Genomic DNA, 25480 nt, shown 5'->3' with positions numbered 1-25480 from the left:
GCTACCTCAAGGAGTCGCGCCCGATGACCGCGGTGCGCGACGCTGTCGATCTCAGCAACTACAACACCTTTGGCATACGCGAGCATGCTGATCATCTCATCGAGGTGGAGACGCTCAGCCAGCTGCTGGACGCACTGGCGCTGGCTGAGCGCAAGCGTTGGCCTGTCACTGTTCTGGGAGGCGGTAGCAACATCGTACTCGCCGGCCCGGTGCGGGGACTGACGATCTGCATGCGCAGTCGCGGCCGCCGGGTCCTGTCCCGGGCAGACGAATCGGTGCTGATCGAGGCCGCTGCCGGAGAAAATTGGCATAGGCTGACGATGTGGGCGCTCGATCACGGGTTGTCGGGCCTCGAAAACCTGTCACTGATCCCGGGCACCGTGGGCGCGTCGCCGGTGCAGAATATCGGTGCTTATGGCGTCGAATTGGCCGACCTGTTCGACAGTCTTGATGCGTACGATCGGGATACAGCTCAGGTACTGCGCTTCGACCGGCAGGCTTGCGAGTTTGCCTACCGGGACAGTGTTTTCAAACGGCACCCCGGGCGGTTCATCATTCTCTGTGTGAGGCTGCGGCTGCTTCGCACACCTCAGCTTCGCGTCGACTATGAGCCGCTTCGTACGGCCTGGCATGAGACGGGTCTGGCCCGTGCTGACGCTCGCGTCGTGGCGGAGCTTGTATGCCGTATCAGACGTGCCAAGCTTCCGGACCCGACGCGCATCGGCAATGCAGGTAGCTTCTTCAAGAATCCGGTAGTGGCGAGCGATGTCGCGCAGACATTGCTGGCTGCCAACCCTGCGATGCCCTGTTATCCGCAACAGACCGGTTCGGTGAAGCTTGCTGCTGGTTGGCTGATAGATCAGGCTGGGTGGCGGGGCCTGCGCCGCGGAGCAGTCGGCGTCAATCCTGATCAGGCGCTGGTTCTGGTCAATCATGGTGGTGCCAGAGGCGAGGAGGTGATGGCTCTGGCTGAAGACATTCGTGCGGATGTGGTCCGCCGTTTCGGCGTCGAACTTGAGATGGAGCCGCAGTTACTGGGCCTGCCCATTACACATTGATGTAAAGACATCTCGCAAAAAAAGGGATGCCGAAGCATCCCTTTTTTCATGGGCCCGCCTTATTGCTTGGGCTTCTGGTCCTCGTCCTCCTCCTTGTTCTCGAGCTGCTGCGCGAGAGCATGGGTATCGGGATGACCGGCCTGTCCTGTACCGTCCTCAGTCGATGACTCCTCTGCCTGCGCTTCGTTCTCGCGCTGCTGGTCCAGAACGTTGGTGTCGGGGTGACCTGCAACGCTGCTCGGTTCCGGTAGCGTATCAACCTTGACCTCTTCCTCGGACGGACTGTCGAGCTGTTGTTCGAGCACGTTCAGGTCCGGATGGCCCACATCGCCAGTGGCGTTGTGTACCGGCTGTTGTTCCGAAGGCTCGACAGGCGCATCAACGCTGTCGAACTGCTGGGCCAGCACGCTGGTATCCGGATGAGCATCATCACCGGTAGCGTTGGATGACGCTGGCGCTTCTGCCGTGTCCAGAGGCAGCGAGGTCTGTTCGCTGTCGGCAACGGCAGCCGCCTGTTGCTCTGCCATGCGCTTGGCTTCCTGCTGACGCCGACGGACTTCCCGCGGATCGTTATAGGCGCGACCGCTTTCAGTCAAAGCTGGCGCCGCTTCGGTTTTCACGGGCTCTTCCGGCTGAGCCTCCGGCGCCACGGCGTCGTTTCGAACAACTTCTGGTTCAACTGCTTTCGGCTCGCTTGCTGGCTCGGATTGAGGCTCGCTTGCAGCCGCGACCTGGGGGGCTGGCTGTTCAGGTTCGACAGCCAGTTCCGCGGCCTGACCGGCATCGCTGTCGAACGATTCGGCGCTGTGCTCGCTGGTCTGATCACGATGCGACTGGCTGAACGCTTCGACTGCGCTCTCGATAGTCTGCTCGGCTTGAGCAGCGTTCTGCTTGAGGCCTTCTTCAACCGGCGTCTGAACGTCGTTCGTTTCTTCGCTGGTTACCGGCTGGGGCTCGCTTGGGTCGACTTCTGCAGACACTGCGCCGAGACCGGCAGCTACGGCGGCGGTCGCTGCGACAGCGGCTTCGGCAGGCACTTGAGGTGCCTGGTCGGTGCTGGAGCCTTCATTCGACTGATCGGCGCCATTTGCCTCACCGGTAGCGGTAGCTTCATCCGGATTCGGGCGGCTGCGACGGTTGTTGCGGCGGCGCTGGCTATTGCGCGAGCGGCGCTTGGGGCGGTCGCCGTCGCTCTGATCGTCCTGCTGCTCGGAGCCAGCTTCCAGCGCTTCATCAACCTCGGGCTTGTCTTCCTGGCGCGGACGCCGCTCGGCTGGACCGCGTGGTTCGGTCGGCACGCCTGTATCGACAGGCTCTTCGGCGCGAGGAGTGCGTTCCGCTGCTTCCGGGCTGCGACGACGCCGACGAGTCGTTTCGGCCGGCTTGCTTTCAGGAGCCAGTTCGGCCTTGCGTTCGCCACGCTCAGTGCGTTCCGCGCGCTCCGGGCGTTCAGCGCGTTCTGGCCGCTCGGCGCGTTCCGGGCGTTCGCTGCGCTCTGCACGACCGGACTGCTTGCGCTCACCCTCGTTGCGCTCGGAGCGCTCGCCACGATCGTTACGCGAACGACGACGGCCATTGCGACGATCATCACCACCACGGTTGCTGTCGCGGCTCGGCTTGCGCTCGGTACGCGGCTCGACGGCGGCTTTTTCTTTCTCTGCTGCGGCCTCGGGCTCCGAGTTGCCGGCAAACAGGCTTACCAGCGACTTGATGATGCCCTTGAACAGGCCCGGCTGAGCTTCCTGAATGACCTGGGTGGCAGGGATCGGAGCAGGGGTGGGGGCAGGGCGGGCAGGGGCAATGCTCTTGACCGCCGCTTCCTGGCGAACGATGGCACGAGTCTGACTGACCTGCACCGGTTCCTCGGCCACTACGTCTGCCTTCATGGCGTAGCTGGTCTCGCCGGCTACGACCGACTCGTGATCGTCACGCAGACGCTGCACGTCGAAGTGGGGTGTTTCCATATGCTCGCTGGGCAGAATCACCAGGCGGACCTTGGTACGCTTCTCGGTGTTCGCCAACGCTTCGCGTTTTTCATTGAGCAGGAAAGTGGCGACGGCAATCGGCACATGCGCACGTACTTCCGCGGTGCGTTCCTTGAGCGCTTCCTCTTCGATCAGGCGCAAGACAGAAAGGGAGAGTGATTCCACATCGCGGATAGTGCCGCGACCGTTACAGCGCGGGCAAACGATGCCGCTGGTTTCGCCCAGCGAAGGACGGAGGCGCTGGCGCGACATTTCCAGCAGGCCGAAACGGGAAATGCGGCCGACCTGTACACGGGCACGATCCGCTTCCAGGCTTTCGCGAACGCGTTCTTCCACCGCACGCTGGTTCTTCGCCGGCGTCATGTCGATGAAATCGATGACGATCAGGCCGCCGATATCACGCAGGCGGAGTTGACGGGCGATCTCTTCTGCTGCTTCCAGGTTGGTCTGCAGTGCGGTTTCTTCGATGTCACCGCCCTTGGTCGCGCGAGCGGAGTTGATATCGATCGAAACGAGCGCTTCGGTGTGGTCGATGACGATCGACCCGCCGGAGGGCAGTTTCACTTCGCGTTCGAAGGCTGTCTCAATCTGGCTCTCAATTTGAAAGCGGTTGAACAGCGGAACGCTGTCTTCGTATAGCTTGACCTTGCTCGCGTACTGCGGCATGACCTGGCTGATGAAGTTGAGCGCTTCTTCCTTGACCGTTTCGCTGTCGATCAGCACTTCGCCGATGTCCTGGCGCAGGTAGTCGCGGATGGCGCGGATGATGACGTTGCTTTCCTGGTAGATCAGGAACGGGCCCTTGCGCTCGGCAGAAGCCGACTTGATGGCTTCCCACAGTTGCAGCAGGTAATCGAGGTCCCACTGCAATTCCTCGGCGCTGCGGCCCAGACCCGCGGTGCGAACGATCATGCCCATGTCAGCAGGGATGTTCAGGCTGTTCAGCGCTTCGCGCAGCTCATTGCGCTCTTCACCCTCGATGCGACGGGAAATACCGCCTGCGCGGGGGTTGTTGGGCATGAGCACCAGATAGCGGCCGGCCAGACTGATGAAGGTGGTGAGGGCAGCGCCCTTGTTGCCGCGCTCTTCCTTGTCGACCTGGACAATGACTTCCTGGCCTTCTCTGAGCACTTCCTTGATATTGACGCGACCTTCCGGCTGCTTGGAGAAGTATTCTCTGGAGATTTCCTTCAGGGGGAGGAAGCCGTGACGCTCGGAGCCGAAGTCGACGAAAGCCGCTTCGAGACTGGGCTCGACACGGGTGATACGGCCCATGTAGATGTTGGCCTTCTTCTGTTCCCGTGCTCCGGATTCGATATCCAGATCGTACAGGCGCTGGCCATCTACCAGGGCGACGCGCAACTCTTCGGGTTGAGTTGCGTTGATCAGCATTCTTTTCATGAAGTACCGTTGTGTTCAGTGCCAACCGGAACGACACATAACGGCACCCGTGACTCATCTGCCAGGTGTCAGGTGTGTTTCTGCTTGGGCCAACCTTGCCCTTGTTCAGAGTTCATATCGTTGCCAAGGGCAGCGACAGTTCGATCTGTATACGGCGAGTACAGAGAAACGTATCTTCGAACCTTCTTCACTACCAGCTATGCACTGCCATACTGCGCTGAAGGGCGTGGGCATCCACAGTGTGGAAAACACCAGAACGCCTCATTCGCCTTCTCTGGCTCTGGCCCGCGGAGGAGGAAGGTTCTAGGGAGGAATCAGCCGGACTTGGACGGGGACACGTTAAGAGGCAAGTGTCTACGCTCGTCACATGATCCTGAAGCTGTGCATCTCCACCTAAACACTTACCCATCTGAATCGGGTGCCGCTCATCGTATTCCAGCGAGCGGGTTGAATATCCTGCCTGCCACATGGCAGACAGCGTATCGAGCAAGGCTTGCCGGCTTCTTCTCTTCGCCTGGCCAGGCCTCTGACTCGGTATTTCTGGGGAGGTGGACAAGTCTCGTCGAGACTGATATCCCCGGCTGCAATACAGGCAGCTCGCCGGACTATATCAGCATTTTTTAAGTGCTTCAATTAGCTCAAAAAATGTATGATGCGCCGATGACAGAGCCCTCCGCTAATATCACCGCATCCGTGCAGACCGATCTGATCGATGAAGGTCACGCCGGTCAGCGCATCGACAACTATCTGATCACTCGTCTCAAGGGTGCGCCGAAGACGCTGGTCTATCGCATTCTGCGAAAAGGCGAGGTTCGCGTGAACAAGGGCCGGATCAAGCCTGACTACCGGCTCAAGGTCGGAGATGTCATCCGCATCCCGCCGGTGCGCTTGCCCACGCCCGAGGAGCCGGTACTGGTGGGGCAGGGCATTCTGCAGGCGCTGCAGGACAACATCCTTTATGAGGACAAGGCGCTGATCGTCATCAACAAGCCTGCGGGACTGGCGGTCCATGGGGGCAGCGGTGTCAATTTTGGAGTGATCGAGGCGATGCGACAGCTGCGTCCCGAGTGCGATCAGATGGAGCTGGTGCATCGATTGGATCGAGACACGTCCGGCTGCCTGATGATTGCCAAGAAACGCAGCATGCTGCGCCACCTGCATGCCGCGCTCCGCGGCGATGGCGTAACCAAGTGCTACATGGCGCTGGTAAGTGGCCGGTGGCCTGCCACGACAAAGCGGGTTCATGCTCCGCTTCAGAAGAACAATCTCCGCTCTGGCGAGCGAATGGTTGAGGTCAACGCCGAGGGCAAAGAGTCGCTGACCGAGTTCAAGGTCATCCAGCGTTTTGGTGATACCGCCACGCTGGTGGAGGCACGTCCGATCACGGGCAGAACGCATCAGATCCGTGTCCACGCTCGCCATGCGGGCCACCCGATTGCCGGTGACCCGAAGTACGGCGACGATACCTTTACTCAAATGATTCGAGAAATGGGCGGCAAGCGCATGTTTCTGCATGCATTTTCCCTATCGGTTGAGCTCGCAGACGGTTCGCTTATGGCTGTGCAGGCGCAGCCTGGCCCGGTGTGGGATCGCACGCTGGCCAGGCTAGAGTCGCATGGCTGAACTGAAGGCGTTGATATTCGACTGGGATGGAACGCTTTCCGACTCGGTGCCCAGGATCGTCCAGGCCATGCATGCCGCCGCCGATCTGATCGGATTGCCGCGCTGCACTGATCGTGCGGTCATGGATATCGTCGGGCTTGGCTTGCCAGAAGCGATTGCGGTGCTGTATCCGGACATCACGCAGGCGTTGGCAGATACGTTGCGCAGCGCGTATAGCGGCTGCTACATCCAGCTCGAGGAGACACCGTCTCCGCTGTTTCCGGGGGTTATTGATGCTCTCGAAGCGTTCAAAGGTACGGGCGTAAAGCTGGCGGTCGCGACCGGCAAAAGCCGTCGGGGGCTACAGCGGGTGCTGGCTGCTCACGATCTTGAAGGTTTTTTCGACTCTACGCGCTGCGCAGATGAAACCGCCAGCAAGCCGGACCCTCTGATGTTGCGTCTGATTCTGTCGGAAGTGGGTGTGGAACCGGCTCAGGCGATGATGCTGGGCGACAGCGAGTTCGACCTGCGCATGGCGCTCGCCGCTGCCGTACGGCCGGTGGCCGTCAGTTACGGCGCACAGCCGCGCGAGCATCTCTTGCGCTGGAAACCGGAGCGATGTATTGATGATTTCGAGGAATTTCATGGCTGGGTCATGCCGCAATTGCGCGGCCAGCCTGTGACAGAGGCGTAACGATGCAATCGGATCGGTGGACAGAAGGTGAGATGGTGTCGCGAGAGGATGAGGTGAAAGGCGTCGAGGATCGAAAGGCCTGGTCGCTGCTGGAAAAGACTCTGATGGCGTCGGTACAGGAGCAGCGACGCTCCCGTCGCTGGGGTATCTTCTTCAAGATATTGACGTTCGCCTATCTTTTCGCGGCAGTCATGCTGTTCTCACCCTTTGGGAGCATGGACGACAGCAAGGCTGTCGGCGAGCCGCACACGGCGGTAATCGAGGTTCGCGGGACGATCGCAGACCTTCAGGAGGCATCGGCCGACAACCTGGTGACCAGTCTGCGTCGCGCTTTCGAGGACGAAAACACCCGTGGTGTTGTGCTGCGCATCAACAGTCCTGGCGGCAGCCCGGTGCAGTCCGGCTACGTTTATGATGAGATCAAGCGTCTGCGGGCGAAGCATCCCGACATCAAGGTATATGCAGTCATCGCCGATATTGGTGCTTCCGGCGCTTACTATATCGCTGCAGCGGCAGACGAGATCTACGCGGACAAGGCCAGTCTGGTGGGCTCCATCGGAGTGACTGCCGCCGGCTTCGGCTTTGTCGAAATGCTCGACAAGCTGGGTGTCGAGCGCCGCACCTATGCCTCCGGCGAGCACAAGACCTTCCTTGATCCCTTCCAGCCAGAAAAGCCCGAGGAGCGCCAGTTCTGGCAGACGGTGCTGGACACTACGCACCGCCAGTTCATCGAACAGGTCAAAGCGGGCCGGGGTGACAGGCTGAAAGACCATCCGGATCTGTTCAGCGGTCTGGTCTGGTCTGGCGAGCAGGCCGTCGATCTCGGACTGGTCGATGGGCTGGCGAGCACATCGACTGTCGCGCGGGACATCATCGGTGCAGAGGAGACGGTCGACTATACCCATCGGGAATCGCCTTTCCAGCGTTTCACCCGTCAGCTCGGTACCAGTATGGGAAATGCCATTGCGACCCATCTTGGACTGACCGCAACGCCGGGTTTGCGCTGAGCATCAGGGCAGGTATACGCCTTCATTGGCCAGCATGTCGCACAGCCTGATCATCGGTAGCCCGATCAGGCTGTTGGGGTCCTCTCCCTGCAGCGAGGAAAACAGACTGATTCCCAGACCCTCGACCCTGAAGCTACCGGCGCAGTCGTAGGGCTTTTCTGCTGACAGATAGCGCTCGATGGCTTCGTCACTCAATTGGCGGAACTGGACGTGGAAGTGCTCTACGGTCGTCTGCATCCGACCGGTTTCGCTGTTCAATAGACAAAGCGATGTCGAGAAGGTGATCCGCTGCCCGCTGGAGCGTTGCAGCTGCCGCGTGGCGGCGGCATGGTCCCCGGGCTTGCTCACGGGTTCGCCGTCGAGCAGCGCTACCTGATCGGACGCGATGATCAGATGAGTCGGAAATCGGTCGATCACGGCTAGCGCCTTGTCTTTCGCCAGGCGCAGCGTGAGTTCTTCGGCGCTTTCGCCTTCCTGAGTCGCTTCTTCCACGTCCGGGCTGCAGTGCTCGAAAGGGATGCCGAGCTGCTTGAGCAGATCCCGACGGTAGGGTGAACCGGAAGCCAGAACCAGGCGCGCCATCGCTTTTCCTTTATGTGGGGTTGGTCGTAGTCGCAGAACGCATTCTATAGTGTTTGGCCCTGTACGGAGCCTGTCGAAATAGTGAGCAAATAGTTTTGACAGGCGCCCTGTCGATCCCTAGAATTGCGCGCTTATGTCTGGACCCATACCTGCACACATAGAACCACGTCGACTCGTCGACCGCGAAATCGTCCTGAAAGGGGCTGTAAGCGCGGCGAAGATGTCGCGGTTGAATGCGCTTCTCGCCGTTCCGGCTGATGATGTCGACGTCGAACTCGAGTTCGCTCGCGACGAGCAGCGCATCCCGATGATGCGAGGTCATTACCAGGTCGAAGCAACCCTGATTTGTCAGCGTTGTCTCGAGCCGGTCGTGATCCCGCTCGACAGCCGCTGCGAGGTGGGGTTCGTGGAAAGCGACGAGGCTGCACGCACGCTGCCGCGTCAGTATGAACCGGTTATTCTGGATGATGAATCGCTCGATCTGATCGCTCTGATCGAAGATGAACTGCTGTTGGCATTGCCTGCGGTTCCCATGCATCCGAAAGGAACGTGCCAGCATCCGCCTGGTTTTCAGTCTGATGCCGAGCAGCCGGAGGAGGAGGCAAGCAAGCCCAACCCCTTCAGTGTGCTGGCCAAGTTAAAACGCGATACCTGAGCTTAGGAGCTTAAAGTCATGGCTGTACAGCAGAACAAAAAGTCCCGTTCCGCACGCGACATGCGTCGTTCGCACGATGCACTGTCCGCACCGGCGCTGTCCGTGGACAAGTCCACCGGCGAAACCCACCTGCGTCATCACGTATCGCCGGATGGTTTCTACCGCGGTCGTCAGGTGATCAACAAGGACAACGACGAATAAGTCTTGTCGACGTCAGTCCGTCTTGCGATTGATGTGATGGGCGGGGACTTCGGTCCCCGTTGCATTCTCCCCGCCGTTGCCCGCAGTCTCGCGACTCACCCCGGGCTTGAGGTTGTTCTGGTTGGCTCCGCCGAGTCGATGCATGAACAATCGACTCTCTGTCCGCTTCCGGAGAAGAGAGTGCGCTGGATCTCAGCCAGCGAAGTAATCCACGCCGATGATTCTCCCGCCAGTGTCCTCCGTCACAAGCGCGATGCCTCCATGCGCCTGGCTATCGAGCAAGTGCGTGACGGCCACGCGGACGGCTGTCTGAGCGCTGGCAATACGGGTGCTTTGATGGTCCTGGCACGCTCTATTCTTGGCACTCTGGAAGGCGTGGAGCGACCGGCGATCATGGCGTCCTTGCCTGTGTCGGGCAGGGCCTGCCACGTGCTGGATATGGGGGCCAATGTCGATTGCACGGCCATGCAGTTGTTCGAGTTTGCCGTCATGGCTTCCGAAACCGTCCGCGAGACCAGCGGTCTGGCGCGGCCCCGTATCGGTCTGCTGAACATCGGTAGGGAAGTGCACAAGGGCAGCAGGATGGTCCGCGAGGTATCCGACATGCTCAGGCGCAGCCCCGAGCTGAACTATGTCGGCCATATTGAAGGCGATGGTCTGTTTCGTGATGAAGCGGATGTCGTGGTGTGTGACGGATTCGTCGGTAATGTGGTGCTCAAGGCCAGCGAGGGTCTGGCGCTGTATCTTCAAAGCGAGCTCAGGCAGGCTCTCGCGGCCAACCGCTTGCTCAGGCTGATGTCTCCGGTCTTGCGCAGCGCACTGAAACCCTTCGGTGAACGCCATGATCCGACTCGCTACAACGGCGCAAGCCTCCTTGGTCTCAACGGTGTTGTGGTCAAGAGTCACGGCGCCGCGAACCAGTTTGCCTTCGAGATAGCGATTGAGCGGGCTATGCTCGCCTGCAGGGCCGGGCTTCCCACGCGCATCGCCAGCAAGCTCGCCCAGTGCCGGGCACACTTGTGACCCCACACTGTGGTGGAACATCAAACCAGCACACTGGTGGGCTGTCCCAACCTTAGATACTCAACAACGATCAATAAAGAGGAAGCGCATGACCCCATCCCTCGCTTTCGTATTCCCGGGCCAGGGCTCTCAGTCCCTCGGCATGCTGGCCGATCTGGCTGCGATGCATTCATGTGTCGGTGACACATTCCAGGAAGCCTCCGATGCGCTCGGCTACGACCTGTGGGCGCTTTGCCAGAACGGCCCCGAATCCGAGCTGAACCGCACCGACCGTACCCAGCCCGCCATCCTTGCCGCCTCCATTGCGTTGTGGCGGGTGTGGTGCGAGCAATCAGCAGTGCGTCCTGCCTATGTCGCGGGTCATAGCCTGGGTGAATACTCGGCGCTAGTGGTGGCTGAGGTCATCGCCTTTGCCGATGCGGTGCGGCTGGTCGAGCGACGCGGGCAGCTGATGCAGCAGGCAGTTCCAGAGGGACAGGGCGCCATGGCGGCGATTCTCGGGCTGGATGATCAGCAGATCGTGGACGTATGCGCGCAGGCAGCTCAAGGCGAAGTGGTCAGCGCCGTCAACTACAATGCGCCGGGCCAGGTGGTCATCGCGGGCAAGGTGTCTGCAGTAGAGCGGGCTATTGAAGGTTGCAAGGCTGCCGGCGCCAAGCGTGCGATTGCGTTGCCCGTCAGCGTACCGTCCCACTGTGCCCTCATGCAGCCAGCCGCTGAGCAACTGGCCAGGGATCTGGCGGAACTCACCTGGCACGAGCCGTCCATCACATTGGTCCAGAACGTGAACGCTGCGCCGGCAGACGATCTGGCCGCTCTGCGCACGTTGCTGGTCGAGCAGCTCTACAGTCCGGTACGCTGGGTTCAGAGCGTAGCCTTCATGGCCGGCCAGGGCGTGACGGATATTGTCGAATGCGGGCCAGGCAAGGTCCTGTCGGGTCTGAACAAGCGCTGTGACAAGACGCTCGGCACTTACAGTCTTGAGAGCGCCGAGGGCTTTGCTGCAGCGCGTGATCGTTTTGCGGAAGGAGTCTGATATGAGTCTTGAAGGTAAGGTCGCGCTGGTCACCGGCGCAAGCCGCGGCATTGGACAGGCCATCGCCCATGCGTTGGCCGCCCAGGGTGCGGTGGTTGTGGGTACCGCCACGAGTGATGGCGGTGCCGAAGCGATCGGTGCGAAGCTTCGAGAGGCCGGATTCAAGGGCGCCGGGATGAAGCTGGACGTGCGCGACCCGCAGTCAATCAGCAGCGTGCTGGAGCGTATCGGCAGCGAGTTTGGTGCGCCTGCCATCCTGGTCAACAATGCCGGCATTACGGCAGACAACCTGTTGATGCGCATGAAGGACGAAGAGTGGGACGACGTCATCGCGACCAATCTCGGTTCGGTCTACCGTTTGTCCAAGGCTGTTTTGCGAGGCATGACCAAGGCCCGTTGGGGGCGTATCATCAACATCAGTTCGGTGGTCGCTGGAATGGGTAACGCCGGTCAGTCGAATTACGCTGCGGCCAAGGCTGGCATGGAGGGCTTCACTCGAGCACTGGCTCGTGAAGTGGGATCCAGATCGATTACTGTGAACTCGGTCGCGCCCGGTTTCATTGACACGGACATGACGCGTGCGCTGAACGATAATCAGCGGCAGTCGATGCTCGATCAGATTCCCTTGGGACGGTTGGGCCAGGCAGAAGAGATAGCGGGCGTGGTCTCCTTTCTGGCCAGCGATGCTGCAGGCTATGTCACTGGAGCGACTGTACCGGTGAATGGCGGTATGTTCATGAATTGAATAGGTGGTCACACCCGTCTTGCGCGACTATGCTCTGGCTTGCGCAGACAGTTGAAGCTGGTCGAGGCGAACTGCCTGGCCATCACACGTAGATGCTTTTCGCGCTTGCTTAAGCGCAAATCGTTTCTATAAACTACCCGCAGTCCGGCTTCTCGGAACTGCAAACAGGAGTGAGAACACAGGTATGAGTACCATCGAAGAACGCGTCAAGAAAATCGTTGCCGAGCAGCTCGGCGTCAAAGAAGAAGAAGTGACCAACAGCGCTTCTTTTGTTGAAGATCTTGGCGCTGACTCCCTCGACACCGTCGAGCTGGTGATGGCTCTCGAAGAAGAGTTCGAGACCGAGATTCCGGATGAAGAGGCCGAGAAGATCACCACTGTCCAGGAAGCCATCGATTACGTGAATTCTCACCAGAAGTAATCGCGTCGCCTGACAGACCAGAAAAGCCGCAGCCGAAACACTGCGGCTTTTTTGTGTCTGCGGCACATAATGTTTCACTGAGTTGCTGCGGTTCGTATTTATACGGACAATAGCGCGATTTGCAGCGGTCTGGTTCCGCTGGCGATCCCCCTTATAGGTCAATGAAGGAGTCTCCTGTGTCGCGCAGACGCGTCGTGGTAACTGGGCTTGGAATGCTGTCACCGTTGGGCAACAACGTGAGCAGCAGCTGGCAGGCAGCGCTGGCAGGGCAGAGCGGGATCGGCCCGATCGAACACATGGACGTCAGCGCCTTCGGGACGCGTTTCGGCGGATCGATCCGGGACTTTGACATAGAGCCGTACATGACGGCGAAAGAAGCGCGCAAGCTTGATCTGTTCATTCAGTACGGTATCGCTGCCTGTATGCAGGCGATCGAGGATTCCGGACTGCAGGTGACCGATGAGAATCGCGATCGTATCGGCGTCTCCATGGGGTCCGGCATTGGCGGTCTGACCAATATCGAGAAAAATCATGAGCTGCTGTTGGCCAGCGGTCCGCGCAAGATATCGCCGTTCTTCGTGCCGGGCTCGATCATCAATATGGTCGCCGGCTATCTGTCTATCCAGTACGGCCTTCAGGGGCCGAATTACGCGTTGACCACAGCCTGCACCACCGGCACCCACAGCATAGGGATGGCTGCCCGGAACATAGCGTACGGCGAGGCCGACGTGATGATTGCCGGTGGCTCTGAAATGGCTACCAGTACTCTGGGTCTGGGTGGTTTCAGCGCGGCACGTGCGCTATCTACCCGTAACGACGCACCACAGCAGGCCAGCCGTCCGTGGGATCGGGACCGCGACGGTTTCGTCCTCTCGGACGGGTCCGGCGCGCTTGTTCTGGAAGAATACGAGCAGGCGAAAGCCCGGGGCGCGACTATCTATGCCGAGCTTATCGGCTTCGGTATGAGCGGTGACGCCTATCATATGACCGCACCGCCGGAAGATGGGCGTGGTGGCGCGCAGTGCATGCGCAACGCGCTGAAGGATGCTGGAGTCCAGCCCGAGTCAGTCGGGTATATCAACGCTCACGGCACCTCGACCATGGCTGGAGATCTGGCCGAGACGCGCGCGGTGAAGTCGGTATTTGGCGATCATGCTCAACAGTTGGCCATCAGTTCGACCAAATCGATGACGGGTCACCTGCTGGGCGCAGCCGGCGCTGTCGAAGCTATCTTCAGTATCCTCGCCCTGCGCGATCAGGTCGCTCCGCCCACCATCAATCTGGATAATCCGGACGAAGGATGTGACCTGAACTATGTCGCGCACACGGCCCAGCCGCGAGCGCTGGAGGTCGTCGTATCCAATTCCTTCGGCTTCGGCGGTACCAACGGCAGCCTGGTGTTCAAGCGCCTTGGCTGACCCGGCGCTCCGTGCACACTGACCCCCAGGCACTGTGCCTGGTCAATGGCGTTCCGGCAGACCTGCTGCCGGCAGACGACCGCGGTCTGGCCTATGGTGACGGGCTTTTCGAAACCGTCCTGGTCGCTTCGGGCCGGGCTACGCTGCTTGACCGGCACCTCGGGCGACTGCAGCGCGGTGCCGAACGGTTGAAGCTGGATCTCGACATCCCGTTGATCGGTCGGGAGATCACCGAAGTCGCAGGGCAACTGGGCAGCGGCGTATTGAAGCTTACGGTCACGCGTGGGTCGGGGCCGCGTGGTTACCGCCCGCCGCCGAGCCCGGTTCCGCTGCGGATCATTCAGACTGGCCCGACGCCGGATGGCGTGGCTGCGCAGCGCGACGGCGTACGCTTGTTTGCCTGCGAGACGCGACTGGCGCAGCAACCCCTCCTGGCAGGCATCAAACATCTCAATCGCCTGGAACAGGTACTTGCCCGAGCGGAATGGCAGGACGGGTATCATGCCGAAGGACTGATGTGCGACACGGCAGGAAACCTTGTCGAAGGGACCATGAGCAACATTTTCCTGAGGATGGCTCAGCAGTGGGTGACGCCTGATCTGTCGGTGTGCGGCATTGCAGGCGTAATGCGCGAATACCTGATTCAGGCGCTGCATGATGCCGGCGAGACCGTGACGATCCGCCATGTCGCGATGGACGAGTTGCAGCGGTGCACGGAACTGTTCTGTTGCAACAGCGTCATCGGAGTCTGGCCGGTCGTCGCCGTTGGGGCAGAGCAGTGGGCCGTGGGCGCCGCAACGCGAAAGGCTCAGAATTTAGCGGCGCAAGCCCTGGGATAGGACATTTGTGAAAAAAATAGCCATAACTATTGTGCTGCTGGCCATATTGGTTGTTCTGGCGGCCATCGGCGGTTATCTGATGCTGTCCTCGGCATTGAATCAATCGCTTCGTCTCGATGCTCCGGAAACGCTCGATGTCACCCCGGGCAGCACGCCGGCGAGGGTGCTGGCTTCGCTGGAACAGCGCGATGTACTGTCCCGCTCGCAGTGGATCCGCCGATACTGGCAGTGGACGACTCCTGACGTGGTGCTGCAGGTTGGTGAATACCCACTGGAGCCGGGCATGACCGCTTTCGACCTGCTTGCGCTGCTGCAGCGGGGCGCTGTGCTCCAGCGCAGCGTGACGCTGGTCGAGGGTTGGACCTTCAAGCAGTTTCGCATGGCGTTGTCGCGGGCCGAGCGTCTGCAGCAGACATTTGCTGATGATATACCTGCAGAGCAGCTGATGGCGGAGCTGGGCCTCGGCGATCTTCATCCGGAAGGGCAGTTCTTCCCAGATACCTACCTGTACACGCTGGGCATGAGCGACCGCGACCTGCTGCTTCGCGCGCATCAACGTATGCAGGAGGTGTTGGCTGCCGAATGGGAGCAGCGTCAGGACGACCTGCCTATCGAGAGTGCCTATGAGGCGCTCATTCTCGCTTCGATTATCGAACGCGAGACGGGCGTACCCCACGAGCGCGACGAAATCGCCGGGGTGTTCGTGCGCCGCCTGCGCCAGGGCATGCGCCTGCAAACCGATCCGACGGTCATCTATGGGATGGGTGATCAGTACCAGGGGCGAATCGGCAGAGCCAATCTGCGGGAAGCCACTCCCTACAATACCTACATGATCGACGGTCTGCCGCCAACACCCATAGCCATGCCGGGTCGGGAAGCGATCCATGCCGCGCTGAACCCCGCCGACGGTTCCAGCCTGTACTTCGTGGCGCGCGGCGATGGCTCGCACGTTTTTTCCGATACGCTCGAAGAGCATAACGCGGCCGTCCGACACTATCAGATCGAGCAACGCGCCAAGGATTATCGATCCAGTCCGGCGCCCACTCTGCCGGTCGACGGAGGCAAGCCATGACCGGCATGTTCATCACTTTCGAAGGGCCCGAAGGCGCCGGCAAATCGACCAATCTGACGATATTTGCCGAAGCGTTGGCCCGCGCCGGCTGTCCGGCGCTGCTGACCCGCGAGCCTGGCGGCACACCGGTTGCGGAGCAGATCCGTGGGGTATTGCTTGCCGACCATGAGGAGCCCGTGAACCCCGATGCCGAGCTGCTGCTGGTGTTTGCCGCGCGAGCGCAGCATTTGCACGCGCTGATCCGGCCGGCTCTGGAGGAGGGTAGGGTCGTCATCAGCGACCGGTTCACGGATGCTACTTACGCGTATCAGGGGGGCGGGCGCGGCATCGACCCGCTGCGGATCGCCGCCCTGGAGGAGTGGGTCCAGGGCTCGTTGCGTCCAGACCTGGTGGTCGTGTTCGACGTTCCGGTGGAAGTGGGCCTGGAACGCGCCCGCGCACGCAACGCGCTGGACCGGTTCGAGCGGGAGCCGACCGCGTTCTTCGAGTCGGTTAGGGGTACCTATCTGTCACGCGCTGCAGCAGATCCGACGCGTTATCGGGTGATCGACGCCAGCGGCGAACTCCCCGAGGTACTCGAACGCATGCAACCGATTATCGACGAAGTGCTGGAGCGCTGGCGTGCTTGAGCAGGCGCGGGCTCCGTGCCCCTGGCATCAGCCAGTCTGGACAGCTCTGGTCGAGCAGACGCGACATGCCCATGCGTATCTGTTCGGAGGGCCGCCCGGCATTGGCAAGCGGCAATTTGCTCAAGCGTTCGCCGCGTTCCTGCTCTGCAATGAGCCTGCACACGGCATGGCCTGCGGACGCTGCAGGAGTTGTCTGTTGCGCCAGGCCGGGAGTCACCCCGACGTATGCACGGTTGCGCCCGAGGAAGAAGGCAAGGCGATCCGCGTTGATGCCGTGCGCCAGCTGGGTGACTTCATCTCGCAAACGGCGCAACAGGGTGGTCGCAAGGTGGTGGTTCTGTACCCGGCCGAAGCGATGAATCAGAACGCTGCCAATGCGCTGCTCAAATCACTCGAAGAGCCAACTGCGGAAACCTATCTGCTTTTGGTGAGCGATCAGCCAAGCCGCCTGCTGGCGACCATCCGCAGTCGGTGTCTGGTTCAGTCTCTGGGCATGCCGTCACGGTCTGCAGCGTTGGAGTGGCTGGGGCAAGCGCTGCCGGAGCTGGCTGTGGATCAGCGCGAGGCGCTTTTCGTCATGGCAGGCGGCGCTCCGCTCCGCGCAGCCGATCTGGCAGCGATGGACGCCCTGCGCATGCGCTCGGAGGTGGTCGATGGCATCAAGGCGCTTCTCAAGTCCCAGGCGGGCGCCTCGCAGCTGGCCGAGCGATGGTCGAAAATCCCGCTGGAACTGGTCGCGGACTGGTTTCATAGCTGGACACTCGACCTGCTCCGGCTGTCGACCGGTGCTGCAGAAACTGCTGTCAATGCCGATATGGATAAGGTGCTCGGCTACATGGCGCAGCGCCTCGATGGCGCTGCACTGATGCAATGGCAGGCCTGGCTTCTGGAACACCGAGGCATGATTCTGGGGAAGGCGAACCTGAACCGAGTCCTGTTGCTCGAATCATTACTGTTACAGTGGAAACAATTGGTGGAAAGGCGTTAACCTCGACATCAGCCCGACCCCACAAGGATCTGACGATACATGAGCAACCCGACTGCGCCGGGGCCACGCAATGGCATCCTGTCGTTGACCATCAAGGACAAGTCTGTGCTGTATGCCGCCTACATGCCTTTCGTGAAGCATGGCGGCCTGTTCATCCCGACGAACAAGAGCTACCGTCCCGGTGACGAAGTGTTCATGCTGCTCAATCTGATGGACGAGCCCGAGAAGATTCCGGTTGCCGGCAAGGTGATCTGGGTGACACCGAAAGGCGCGCAGGGCAACCGCGCGGCAGGAATCGGCGTGCAATTCAGCGACCAGGACAACACCGCACGCAGCAAGATTGAAACCTACCTGGCCGGGGCGCTCAAGTCCGATCGGCCTACCCACACGATGTAAACATGCTCGTCGACTCGCACTGCCATCTTGATCGGCTCGATCTGAACGTTCACGCAGGTTCGCTGGACGCTGCCCTGGATGCGGCTCGCGCACAAGGGGTGGGCAAGTTCCTGTGCATCGGCGTCGACGCCGCCAACGCGCCGGTCGTCAAGGCGCTGGCGGACAAGTACGCGGATGTCTATTGCAGTGTCGGCATTCACCCACTGGACCTCGACGCGAATGCGTCGACGAGCCTGGAGTGGCTGATCGAGGCACTCGACCATCCGCGTGTGGTGGCTATCGGGGAAACTGGCCTGGATTATCACTACGAGCCGGACATGGCGCCGCAACAGCGTGAATCCTTTCGCTGCCATCTGCAGGCAGCCAGGCAAACTCGCAAGCCGGTGATCATTCATACCCGCGCTGCACGCAGCGACACCCTTGATCTGCTGCGCGAAGCCGATCTACCCCAGGCCGGGGTGTTGCACTGTTTTACCGAAGACTGGGAAATGGCCAGTGCTGCGCTTGATCTGGGGTACTACATATCCCTGTCAGGCATCGTCACCTTTCGCAACGCCGACGCGCTCCGTGACGTGGCCCGCAAGGTTCCGGCGAACAAGCTGCTGGTGGAGACCGATTCGCCCTATCTGGCGCCGGTGCCGCATCGCGGAAAACCGAACGAACCGCAATATGTGCGGGACGTGGCGCAATTCCTCGCAGACCTGCGCGGTGTGAGCCTGGAGACGCTTGCCGAGTCGACCACCGAGAACTTCCATCGCCTGTTTCCGCTGGCTGCCGATTAGGGCGCAAAAAAAACCCGAATTCTGGGGGACGAATTCGGGTCAAGACCATTAGGAGTGTTGCGTCAGACGGGGGTTGCAGACCCATCTGGTCAGGACGCGGAACTTGGGGGAGACACCGCGTCCTGATGAACTGAGTATCGTCCATGCGGCTCAGCTTTCCAGTCGATTAACCACCGTTTATAAACTGATTTGGAATACGTCAGCGATCCGCTTATCGTGATGCGCGTTAATTGCCCAGATCGCCTATCGCGTGATCCAGGCAAGCAAGCGCACGGTCGAGCGCGTCCTGCGTCGTGTAGAAGTGAGGGGACCACCTGATGCCCCCGCCGCGCTGAGCGCACACCACCCCCTGATGTCTGAGGGATTCGAACAGGTGGCGCTGATCAACGCCCTCGACTGCGAAGGTGACGATACCCGAGCGTCGGTCTGCATCCACCGGGCTGAGAATCGCGATCTTCGGGCGGGAGCCCAGTGCGTCGACAAGGTAGCTCACTCGTTCCTGCAGCGCTGTCCAGACGTTTTCCATTCCGGTGTCCAGCAGCAACTGCAGACTCGCCGATAGCGCATGCTGGGCCAGCGTGTTCGGGCTGCCTGCTTCAAATCGTCGAGCGCTGTTCGCCGGTTGCCAATCGAGGCGGTCGTAGTTGCCCATGTCTTCAACCATGTGCCAACCATACTGTGTCAATTTCAACTGATCACGGACCTCGCGGCGGCAGTAGAAGACACCCAAGCCCTCGGGGCCCAGCAGCCATTTGTGTCCGTCTGCCATGGCGAAATCACAATCGAGCGCCTGCACATCAAAGGGCAGGGCGCCCAGAGACTGGATCGCATCCACGCAGAACAGGGTTTCGCGCGACCGGCAGGCTAGCCCGAGCCTGCGCAGATCCAGGCGGATCCCACTGGCGTATTGCACCGAGCTGATGGTCAGCAGCCGTGTCCGCTCATTCATTGCCGCAATGAGCGAGCCTTCGGGGTCTGGCCCCTTCAGATTGACCGTGACCAGCTTCACGCCCTGGGCAGCTAGCGCTTCCCACGGAATGCGGTTGGAGGGAAATTCCTCATCGCTCGTCAGCACCTCGTCGCCTGGCTGCCAGTCCAGGCCGGCAGCGACGAACGACAGTGCCTCGGAGGTGTTCTTTACCAGTGCAATGTCGGTTTTCGAAGGGGCGTTCAACAATGTTTGCAGCTGGCCACGCAGTGTCAGTTCCAGCCGGCTCCAGCGTGGGTAGTCGCGGGCGCCCTGCGTGTTGTTTTCCAGCGCAAAAGCGCAAACCGCTTCGCTGGCACGACGTGGCCAGGGCGCGACGGCTGCGTGATTCAGATAGCAGATGTCCGGATCGATTGGAAATTCGACGCTCCAGAGAGGGTGCTCGTACATGGCCGACTCCTGAAAAATATGTGCCAGCCTAGGCGATCAGCGCGTGAACGGCAAAGCTGAAGGCACGACCGAAGTGAACCTGGCGGTCAACTTGCAACCAGGCGTGTGCATCTGGTCATAAAGTTGGCATAATAACCGCCATTGCGACTCGGATTTTCAGGAACAACAATGCAGAAAGAATCACGTAAAGTCCGCGAGTTCAGACGCCGCGAGCAGGAAATTCTCGATACCGCGCTGCGCCTGTTTCTGGAGCAGGGCGAAGACAGCGTCACTGTCGAGATGATTGCCGACGAGGTCGGCATCGGCAAGGGCACGATCTACAAGCACTTCAAGTCCAAGGCAGAAATCTATCTACGCCTGATGCTCGACTACGAGCGCGATCTCGCGGCGCTTCTGCACTCGGAAACCATCGAGCGCGATGAAGAAGCGCTCTCACGCGAGTACTTCGCGTTCCGCATGAGTGATCCGGACCGGTATCGCCTGTTCGATCGGCTCGAAGAGAAGGTGGTAAAGACCAACCAGCTGCCTGAGCTGGTCGACGAGCTGCATCACATTCGTGCATCCAACTTCAATCATCTGACCGGTGTCATCCAGGAGCGGATAGACGAGGGCAAGCTGGAGAACGTGCCGGCGTATTTTCATTACTGCGCAGCCTGGGCCCTGGTGCATGGCGCCATGGCCATGTATCACTCGCCATTCTGGCGTGAGGTGATCGAGGACAAGGAAGGTTACATGCAGTTTCTCATGGACATCGGCGTGCGCATGGGGAACCGCTCCAAGCGCAAGAAGGATGGCGATGGGGCGAGCAGAACCGCCTAGGTCTTTTTGAAACCGCGACTCCACGCTGAGGTCTGACAGGCATCGACGTCCCGGAGTCTGACCTTGCGCACTGTCATCGCTGTTTCATTAGTACTGCTTTCATTCGCATCGGCCGCGGCACTTGCTCGCGAGTATCGCTATACCGATGCCCACCTGCACTACGTCGATTTCTTTCAGAACAGCGAAGGCATGCAGCCTTTGCTGGAGCAGATGAACGACAACCGTATCGATCACGTCATGATCACTGGTGTCGGAGTGGCGAAGAAGTGGCATGAGAACGAACCGCGCCGGCCGCGCTACTACGCTGGTGACGACGCTGGCGCATACTGGTTTTCCGCTACCGATGCCATCCTCGCTCAGGCATTGCTGAAGTTGCCTGAGGATCAGCGCAAGCGTTTCCATCCATTCATCACCGGCTTCAATCCCAACGACAAGAACTCCGACGAACATATCCGCCGCACCATCGAGATGTTCCCGGACCTCTGGGAGGGTATCGGCGAAGTGTTTACCCGACACGATGACCTGACTGCGTTGACCCACGGCGATGTGCCGCGCGCCAACAGCGAGGCAATGACCCGCGTGTATTACCTGGCCGCGGAGTACGACCTGCCGGTCATGGTGCATAGCAATGTCACATCCAAGCGTGAGCGCGAACCACTGTATCTGCATGAGATGGAAGAGCCGTTGCGGGTCCACCCGAATGTACGTTTCATCTGGGCGCACGCGGGAACCAGCGCCGAAATCCACCGCCGCCAGGACCGTCTAGAGTTCTTGCATGACATGCTCGAACGGATGCTGGCGACGTACCCGAATCTGTATATCGACCTGTCCTGGAGCATGCTCGATACCTATCTGTTGGATGAAGAGGGTAGTGCAGACGAAAAGTGGGTACGGCTGGTCGAGCGGTTCCCCGACCGATTCATGATCGGATCCGACGTGGTAGGGCGCTTCAACAATCTTGGCAAGCACATGATGCGCTTCGATGCGTTTCTTGACGAGCTGGAGGAAGAGGTGGCGCGGAAGGTGGCGAAGGACAATTTCCTGGCCCTGCTGCCGAAGCGGCCAGCTCGGTCGAAGGCGGAATGAAAACCGGGCCCGCAGTGGGGCCCGGGTCAGGTGTCACTCTATCCGTAGCGGCGGAGCGGCCCAGTAGGCGCAGCGATGGTAGGTCGCAAAGTCTGCCGCGCCGGTGCTCGCCGCTTCAGGCACGTCGAGAACCATGTAGCGGCCTGCAGCGGCCTGGGGCCAGGTAGCTGCTACACCGTCGGCGGTGTTCGGATCCCCGTTGCGAGCGAAACTGGTCCAGTAGTCGACCATTGTCTCGGCCAGGCGGTCCACATCGGCTTCATCGCCGGTGTAGCGATCGCGCATCACCTGCTCTGGGTAAAGAACGTAGGGAATCTCGCCAGCGTGCGTTGCGCCCAGCGGGAAACTGACCGCGACCGGGTTCACCAGGGTCCAGGGAGCGTTTTCGTCGCGGAACCAGTACTTGAACGTGTTCATGTCTCTGCCGGCGAAAGTGGCCGCCTGGGCGCTGCTGTTGCAGGCGAACATGAAGTCTGTCCATATTGCAGAGAGCGCCTCTGAATACTGGGCACTGCTTTGGCTGTAGAACCCGAGGTAGTCGCTTGCGATCTGGTCGTCGTTGTAGGGCACAACAGCCTGGTACGGGGCGAAGAATTCGGCGACCCTGTTGCGGTACTCTGCTTCGCCCTGCGCTTCCAGCGACTCCCCACCCAGCTCGTCCAGCGCGACGAACAGCGTGCCTTCATTCTGGTTGCTGCCGATCATGACGTCGAGAGTGGTATTGAAGTCGCCTTCGGCAAGTGACTGATAGATCGACTTGGGGAGCAGATCGGTCGCCGGGTCGACGGTCGGAATGCTCTGCGAGCCCTGGGCTGCGAGCAGCTGACTGACCGAAGCGCTGCGCAAGCAGTCATCGATCGCGCCGGCGTCGGGACAGTTGAGCGCGCTCGCTACCAGCTGACCGCTGGCCTGGGATGCGGCTTTCGGAGACTGGAACGCCGCGTAGGATCCGCTCTGCACGATTGCTCGCTGGAACAGGTTTTCGGCTTCGGCACGCGGCGACACGATATGGCTCATCACGCTATGGCCGCCCGCTGATTCGCCGAAGAGCGTCACATTCTCCGGGTCGCCGCCAAACGCAGCAATGTTGCGCTTCACCCAGCGCATCGCCTCCTGCTGATCCATCAGACCAAAATTGCCACCATCGGAATCAAGCGACGGGTGCGCCAGAAACCCGAGGTTCCCCAGGCGGTAATTGAGCGTGACCACGATCACGTCCTTCTCGACCAGACGCGTCGGGTCATATTCGCCGCCGCCATCGCCGAACACGAACGCCCCGCCGTGAATCCAGATCATCACCGGCAGGTCTTCGGCGTCGGCCGGCGCGTACACATTGAGAAACAGGCAATCTTCATTTCCTTGTACCTGGCCGCTGAGCAAGCTGATCTGCGGGCACATCGACCCGAACGCTTCGCTGAGTTCCAATACGCCGTCGCGCTCGGGCGCGGCTTCGGTCGGGGCAAAGCGAAGCTCCCCAACCGGCGGAGCGGCATAGGGAATGCCGCGGAAGACCCGGATGTCACCGGATTCGATGCCGCGCACCTCTCCCTCGGTGGTGCTGATGGTCAAAGGATCAGCGGATGCCGGCGCAGCAGCATTTGAACTGCTGCCGCCTCCGGACAGACAGGCGCTGAGACTCAGTCCAAGCAGCGCAACGGTCAATGCGCGCAGTGGCATTGCTGGATTCTTGATTCGAATGGCAGTCATTGTTTTTGTGTCCCTAGCGTGAACGAAAGAATCAATCTGCTCAGGATTGATCCGGTCACGATAATTGAACCAGATGCGGGTTGGCTAAACCCAAATGGGTGAGGCGGGGCAAGAGCGACTGATACAGGGCAGGGCACGGCCCGTTGCGGGCCGTGCGAGTTTAACGCTACGGCGTCGCCTGCGCTGCGACAGGATCCGCCCAGAAGGCGCAGTTGTGGTAATCGGCGAAGTCGCTGGCGGGTACCTCGGCCAGGTCCGTTGGCTCCAGCGCGATCATGTTGCCGCCGTCACCCAGCGCTGACCATTCCACGTTCTCTGCGGCTCCGTCGGTACCGTTGGGGTCGCCGAACTTGGCGAAATTGGCCCAGTAGCTGACCATCGCATTCGAGAGCGCCAGCTGCTGCTCGTTGCCGCCACGTTCGGTGAAGGTCGCCTGATCAGCCAGTACGTACTGGATCTCGTACGCATGCGCTGCGCCCCAGGGGAACTGCGCGTTCTCGACCGGCAGAATATTTGGCGCGTTTTCATCCACGAACCAGTACCCGTAGGCGTCGGTACCAGCGGCATTGACCTGAGTCAGTTGGTTGATGGTGCCGCAGGCGAAGCGCCAGTCGGTATTGATTGCCGACAGAGCGCGACCGTAACGAGACGGATCATCAGGCGCCAGCCCTTCCAGCGTAACAATGCGATCGAGATAATCCGCAGCCACCTGAGCGCGATCGTAAGCACGCGGATCGCTCCGCAGCAACGACGTGACGCGTGTTGCATAATCGTCTGCGTCCACCGGATTGCCTCGCAGCACTTCCACCCCGATGAACAGGCGCCCCTCATGCAGGTTGCTGCCGATCATGATTGGGCCGCCATTGAAATCGCCCGAACTGAGCCTTGCCTGAATCGAATCGGGCAGTACGCTGCCGCCGGTGACCGGCAGATAGCTGGCCATCTGGTTGGACAGGACCGTCTCGATCGGCAACCCGCGCAGGCACGCGCCAATATCGGAGGCCGTATCGCAGCCGGTCGCCGCGACGAACGAGTCGCCGAACGTGAGCTGGCCAGCTGCCTGCGACAGTTGCGTCGGGCTGTATGAGCCACTCTGAATGATGGCCTTGTCGAAAAGACCGGCCGACCCTGGCGAGGCAAGATGGCTTGCAACGCTGTGACCACCGGCCGATTCGCCGAAGATAGTGACGTTGTCCGGGTCGCCATCGAAACCGGTGATGTTGTCCTGAACCCATTGCAGCGCAAGCTGCTGGTCCATCAGACCGTAATTGCCGAAGGAGCCATCGTCGTCAGCCAGGCTGGCGTGCGGCAGAAAGCCAAGGGCGCCGAGACGATAATTGATGGTGACCACCACCACCCCCTGATCGACCAGGCGCTGCGGCTCGTACGCATCGCCGCCGGAGCCGGTGACGAAGGAGCCACCATGGATCCAGACCATCACGGGGTAGTCGCCAGGCTTCTCCGGTGCGTAGACATTCAGGAACAGGCAGTCCTCTTCTTCGCTGGGGATGGCAAAGGTGCTGCCGCCCGGCTGCGGACAGGAAGTGGGAAACTCCTCGCTGAGTGTCAGGGTCCCGGTGCGCTGCGTCGCCACGGTCGGTGCAGCGAACCGCTCTGGCCTGGCGCCGTAGGGTATACCGCGGAAAACGCGCATTCCATCGAGTGCAACGCCTTGCACATTCCCTTGCTGAGTCTGGATCGCAAGCGGATCGGGTGGCGCATCGTTGGAGCTGTCCCCACCCAGGCATCCGCTCAATGAAGCGGCCAGCAAGGTCGTGGAAAGGACGGTGAGGAGGAAGCGTGGACGATCCAGTTTGCTTTTATTGTTTGTCATTGTGTTGGTTCTCGATGTTGTCTGATGCGTGGGCCATATCCTGCTTTTAACCCGATTGGGATCCGTACCTTAGTGCAATTCGGCGGGATGGCGCCAAAACCCGATCGGGGGGTTTAACTTCG

Annotated in this window: 24 protein-coding genes; 19 read left to right on the top strand and 5 right to left on the bottom strand. The window is 60.6% G+C overall.

All coding sequences use genetic code 11. The features are described from left to right. The first annotated feature begins 23 nt into the window (after positions 1-23). On the top strand, positions 24-1058 hold the full coding sequence (gene murB, locus KEM63_RS08990) for a UDP-N-acetylmuramate dehydrogenase (protein ID WP_223650849.1): 1035 nt from the start codon (positions 24-26) through the stop codon (positions 1056-1058). A gap of 59 nt (positions 1059-1117) precedes the next feature. On the opposite strand, the gene rne is transcribed toward murB, so the two are convergent. Then, positions 1118-4444 (bottom strand): ribonuclease E, encoded by a 3327-nt coding sequence (gene rne, locus KEM63_RS08985; RefSeq protein WP_223650848.1) that lies wholly within the window; start codon positions 4442-4444, stop codon positions 1118-1120. 660 nt (positions 4445-5104) lie between these two features. On the opposite strand from rne, the gene rluC reads away from it, so the two are divergent. Genes rluC through sppA form a run of 3 tightly spaced genes read left to right on the top strand, consistent with a single transcriptional unit; the run spans position 5105 to position 7747 of the window. After that, positions 5105-6067, top strand: a complete 963-nt coding sequence (rluC, locus tag KEM63_RS08980; RefSeq protein WP_223650847.1) for a 23S rRNA pseudouridine(955/2504/2580) synthase RluC — start codon at positions 5105-5107, stop codon at positions 6065-6067. Further along, positions 6060-6740 (top strand): HAD-IA family hydrolase, encoded by a 681-nt coding sequence (locus KEM63_RS08975; protein ID WP_223650845.1) that lies wholly within the window; start codon positions 6060-6062, stop codon positions 6738-6740. Before rluC ends, KEM63_RS08975 begins: the two co-directional genes overlap by 8 nt. 2 nt (positions 6741-6742) lie before the next feature. Then, a complete protein-coding gene (gene sppA / locus KEM63_RS08970; protein ID WP_423747781.1) occupies positions 6743-7747 on the top strand; it encodes a signal peptide peptidase SppA in 1005 nt (334 codons plus the stop codon). A gap of 3 nt (positions 7748-7750) precedes the next feature. Here the strand turns inward: sppA and KEM63_RS08965 are convergent, their stop codons facing one another. Further along, positions 7751-8329, bottom strand: a complete 579-nt coding sequence (locus KEM63_RS08965) for a Maf family protein (RefSeq protein WP_223650843.1) — start codon at positions 8327-8329, stop codon at positions 7751-7753. Between the two features lie 220 nt (positions 8330-8549). Here KEM63_RS08965 and KEM63_RS08960 point away from each other — a divergent pair, with 220 nt between their 5' ends. The 13 genes from KEM63_RS08960 to KEM63_RS08900 all read left to right on the top strand — a co-directional run bounded on the left by KEM63_RS08960 (position 8550) and on the right by KEM63_RS08900 (position 18534). Next, positions 8550-8984, top strand: coding sequence for a YceD family protein (locus tag KEM63_RS08960; protein ID WP_223650840.1), 435 nt, complete (start codon positions 8550-8552; stop codon positions 8982-8984). 18 nt (positions 8985-9002) lie between these two features. Further along, the gene (gene rpmF, locus KEM63_RS08955; RefSeq protein ID WP_093392503.1) at positions 9003-9185 is read left to right on the top strand and encodes a 50S ribosomal protein L32; all 183 of its coding nucleotides are present in this window, start codon (positions 9003-9005) and stop codon (positions 9183-9185) included. A gap of 36 nt (positions 9186-9221) precedes the next feature. Next, positions 9222-10208, top strand: coding sequence for a phosphate acyltransferase PlsX (gene plsX / locus KEM63_RS08950; RefSeq protein WP_267461159.1), 987 nt, complete (start codon positions 9222-9224; stop codon positions 10206-10208). An 88-nt stretch (positions 10209-10296) separates the two neighbouring features. Next, entirely contained in the window at positions 10297-11244 is a 948-nt protein-coding gene (fabD, locus tag KEM63_RS08945; protein ID WP_223650837.1) for an ACP S-malonyltransferase, read from the top strand. Position 11245: 1 nt separating this feature from the next. Beyond that, positions 11246-11989: a 3-oxoacyl-ACP reductase FabG gene (fabG, locus tag KEM63_RS08940; protein WP_223650835.1), complete on the top strand. Its 744-nt coding sequence runs from the start codon at positions 11246-11248 to the stop codon at positions 11987-11989. A gap of 184 nt (positions 11990-12173) precedes the next feature. Continuing rightward, complete coding sequence (gene acpP / locus KEM63_RS08935) at positions 12174-12410, top strand: acyl carrier protein (protein ID WP_223650833.1); 237 nt, start codon at positions 12174-12176, stop codon at positions 12408-12410. 176 nt (positions 12411-12586) lie between these two features. Beyond that, positions 12587-13828, top strand: coding sequence for a beta-ketoacyl-ACP synthase II (gene fabF / locus KEM63_RS08930; RefSeq protein ID WP_223650831.1), 1242 nt, complete (start codon positions 12587-12589; stop codon positions 13826-13828). An 11-nt stretch (positions 13829-13839) separates the two neighbouring features. Next, the gene (pabC, locus tag KEM63_RS08925) at positions 13840-14667 is read left to right on the top strand and encodes an aminodeoxychorismate lyase (RefSeq protein ID WP_223650829.1); all 828 of its coding nucleotides are present in this window, start codon (positions 13840-13842) and stop codon (positions 14665-14667) included. Between the two features lie 7 nt (positions 14668-14674). After that, positions 14675-15739 (top strand): endolytic transglycosylase MltG, encoded by a 1065-nt coding sequence (gene mltG / locus KEM63_RS08920; RefSeq protein WP_223650828.1) that lies wholly within the window; start codon positions 14675-14677, stop codon positions 15737-15739. After that, entirely contained in the window at positions 15736-16368 is a 633-nt protein-coding gene (gene tmk, locus KEM63_RS08915; protein WP_223650827.1) for a dTMP kinase, read from the top strand. Before mltG ends, tmk begins: the two co-directional genes overlap by 4 nt. Further along, positions 16361-17356 (top strand): DNA polymerase III subunit delta', encoded by a 996-nt coding sequence (locus KEM63_RS08910; protein ID WP_223650826.1) that lies wholly within the window; start codon positions 16361-16363, stop codon positions 17354-17356. The genes tmk and KEM63_RS08910 overlap by 8 nt, the downstream gene beginning before the upstream one ends. A gap of 39 nt (positions 17357-17395) precedes the next feature. Then, positions 17396-17752 (top strand): PilZ domain-containing protein, encoded by a 357-nt coding sequence (locus KEM63_RS08905; RefSeq protein WP_093392487.1) that lies wholly within the window; start codon positions 17396-17398, stop codon positions 17750-17752. A 2-nt stretch (positions 17753-17754) separates the two neighbouring features. After that, positions 17755-18534: a TatD family hydrolase gene (locus KEM63_RS08900; protein WP_223650825.1), complete on the top strand. Its 780-nt coding sequence runs from the start codon at positions 17755-17757 to the stop codon at positions 18532-18534. A gap of 226 nt (positions 18535-18760) precedes the next feature. Here KEM63_RS08900 and KEM63_RS08895 read toward each other — a convergent pair whose 3' ends face one another. Next, entirely contained in the window at positions 18761-19912 is a 1152-nt protein-coding gene (locus KEM63_RS08895; RefSeq protein WP_223650824.1) for an aminotransferase class V-fold PLP-dependent enzyme, read from the bottom strand. A gap of 168 nt (positions 19913-20080) precedes the next feature. Between KEM63_RS08895 and KEM63_RS08890 the strand changes: the two genes are divergently transcribed. Both KEM63_RS08890 and KEM63_RS08885 read left to right on the top strand, forming a co-directional pair. Further along, on the top strand, positions 20081-20731 hold the full coding sequence (locus KEM63_RS08890) for a TetR/AcrR family transcriptional regulator (RefSeq protein ID WP_223650823.1): 651 nt from the start codon (positions 20081-20083) through the stop codon (positions 20729-20731). Between the two features lie 63 nt (positions 20732-20794). Beyond that, a complete protein-coding gene (locus KEM63_RS08885; RefSeq protein WP_223650821.1) occupies positions 20795-21817 on the top strand; it encodes an amidohydrolase family protein in 1023 nt (340 codons plus the stop codon). Between the two features lie 33 nt (positions 21818-21850). On the opposite strand, the gene KEM63_RS08880 is transcribed toward KEM63_RS08885, so the two are convergent. Together KEM63_RS08880 and KEM63_RS08875 are read right to left on the bottom strand one after the other, a co-directional pair. Next, positions 21851-23494 (bottom strand): carboxylesterase/lipase family protein, encoded by a 1644-nt coding sequence (locus tag KEM63_RS08880; RefSeq protein ID WP_223650819.1) that lies wholly within the window; start codon positions 23492-23494, stop codon positions 21851-21853. A 196-nt stretch (positions 23495-23690) separates the two neighbouring features. Further along, complete coding sequence (locus tag KEM63_RS08875; RefSeq protein WP_223650817.1) at positions 23691-25358, bottom strand: carboxylesterase/lipase family protein; 1668 nt, start codon at positions 25356-25358, stop codon at positions 23691-23693. Positions 25359-25480: the final 122 nt, after the last annotated feature.

The sequence above is a fragment of the Halopseudomonas nanhaiensis genome, from assembly GCF_020025155.1.
Taxonomy (GTDB): Bacteria; Pseudomonadota; Gammaproteobacteria; order Pseudomonadales; family Pseudomonadaceae; genus Halopseudomonas; species Halopseudomonas nanhaiensis.
Note: the sequence above shows the minus strand (reverse complement) of the source record. Positions and strands in the feature narration are given on the sequence as shown.

Bases quoted from the DNA above. Each gene is read 5' to 3' on its own strand.
- rne (WP_223650848.1), bottom strand. From the start codon at position 4,444: ATGAAAAGAATGCTGATCAACGCAACTCAACCCGAAGAGTTGCGCGTC.
- KEM63_RS08890 (WP_223650823.1), top strand. From the start codon at position 20,081: ATGCAGAAAGAATCACGTAAAGTCCGCGAGTTCAGACGCCGCGAGCAG.
- KEM63_RS08875 (WP_223650817.1), bottom strand. From the start codon at position 25,358: ATGACAAACAATAAAAGCAAACTGGATCGTCCACGCTTCCTCCTCACC.
- fabD (WP_223650837.1), top strand. From the start codon at position 10,297: ATGACCCCATCCCTCGCTTTCGTATTCCCGGGCCAGGGCTCTCAGTCC.
- tmk (WP_223650827.1), top strand. From the start codon at position 15,736: ATGACCGGCATGTTCATCACTTTCGAAGGGCCCGAAGGCGCCGGCAAA.
- murB (WP_223650849.1), top strand. From the start codon at position 24: ATGACCGCGGTGCGCGACGCTGTCGATCTCAGCAACTACAACACCTTT.
- acpP (WP_223650833.1), top strand. From the start codon at position 12,174: ATGAGTACCATCGAAGAACGCGTCAAGAAAATCGTTGCCGAGCAGCTC.
- KEM63_RS08900 (WP_223650825.1), top strand. From the start codon at position 17,755: ATGCTCGTCGACTCGCACTGCCATCTTGATCGGCTCGATCTGAACGTT.
- plsX (WP_267461159.1), top strand. From the start codon at position 9,222: ATGGGCGGGGACTTCGGTCCCCGTTGCATTCTCCCCGCCGTTGCCCGC.
- rpmF (WP_093392503.1), top strand. From the start codon at position 9,003: ATGGCTGTACAGCAGAACAAAAAGTCCCGTTCCGCACGCGACATGCGT.
- sppA (WP_423747781.1), top strand. From the start codon at position 6,743: ATGCAATCGGATCGGTGGACAGAAGGTGAGATGGTGTCGCGAGAGGAT.
- KEM63_RS08975 (WP_223650845.1), top strand. From the start codon at position 6,060: ATGGCTGAACTGAAGGCGTTGATATTCGACTGGGATGGAACGCTTTCC.
- KEM63_RS08960 (WP_223650840.1), top strand. From the start codon at position 8,550: ATGTCGCGGTTGAATGCGCTTCTCGCCGTTCCGGCTGATGATGTCGAC.
- KEM63_RS08880 (WP_223650819.1), bottom strand. From the start codon at position 23,494: ATGCCACTGCGCGCATTGACCGTTGCGCTGCTTGGACTGAGTCTCAGC.
- fabG (WP_223650835.1), top strand. From the start codon at position 11,246: ATGAGTCTTGAAGGTAAGGTCGCGCTGGTCACCGGCGCAAGCCGCGGC.
- KEM63_RS08895 (WP_223650824.1), bottom strand. From the start codon at position 19,912: ATGTACGAGCACCCTCTCTGGAGCGTCGAATTTCCAATCGATCCGGAC.
- rluC (WP_223650847.1), top strand. From the start codon at position 5,105: ATGACAGAGCCCTCCGCTAATATCACCGCATCCGTGCAGACCGATCTG.
- KEM63_RS08965 (WP_223650843.1), bottom strand. From the start codon at position 8,329: ATGGCGCGCCTGGTTCTGGCTTCCGGTTCACCCTACCGTCGGGATCTG.
- KEM63_RS08905 (WP_093392487.1), top strand. From the start codon at position 17,396: ATGAGCAACCCGACTGCGCCGGGGCCACGCAATGGCATCCTGTCGTTG.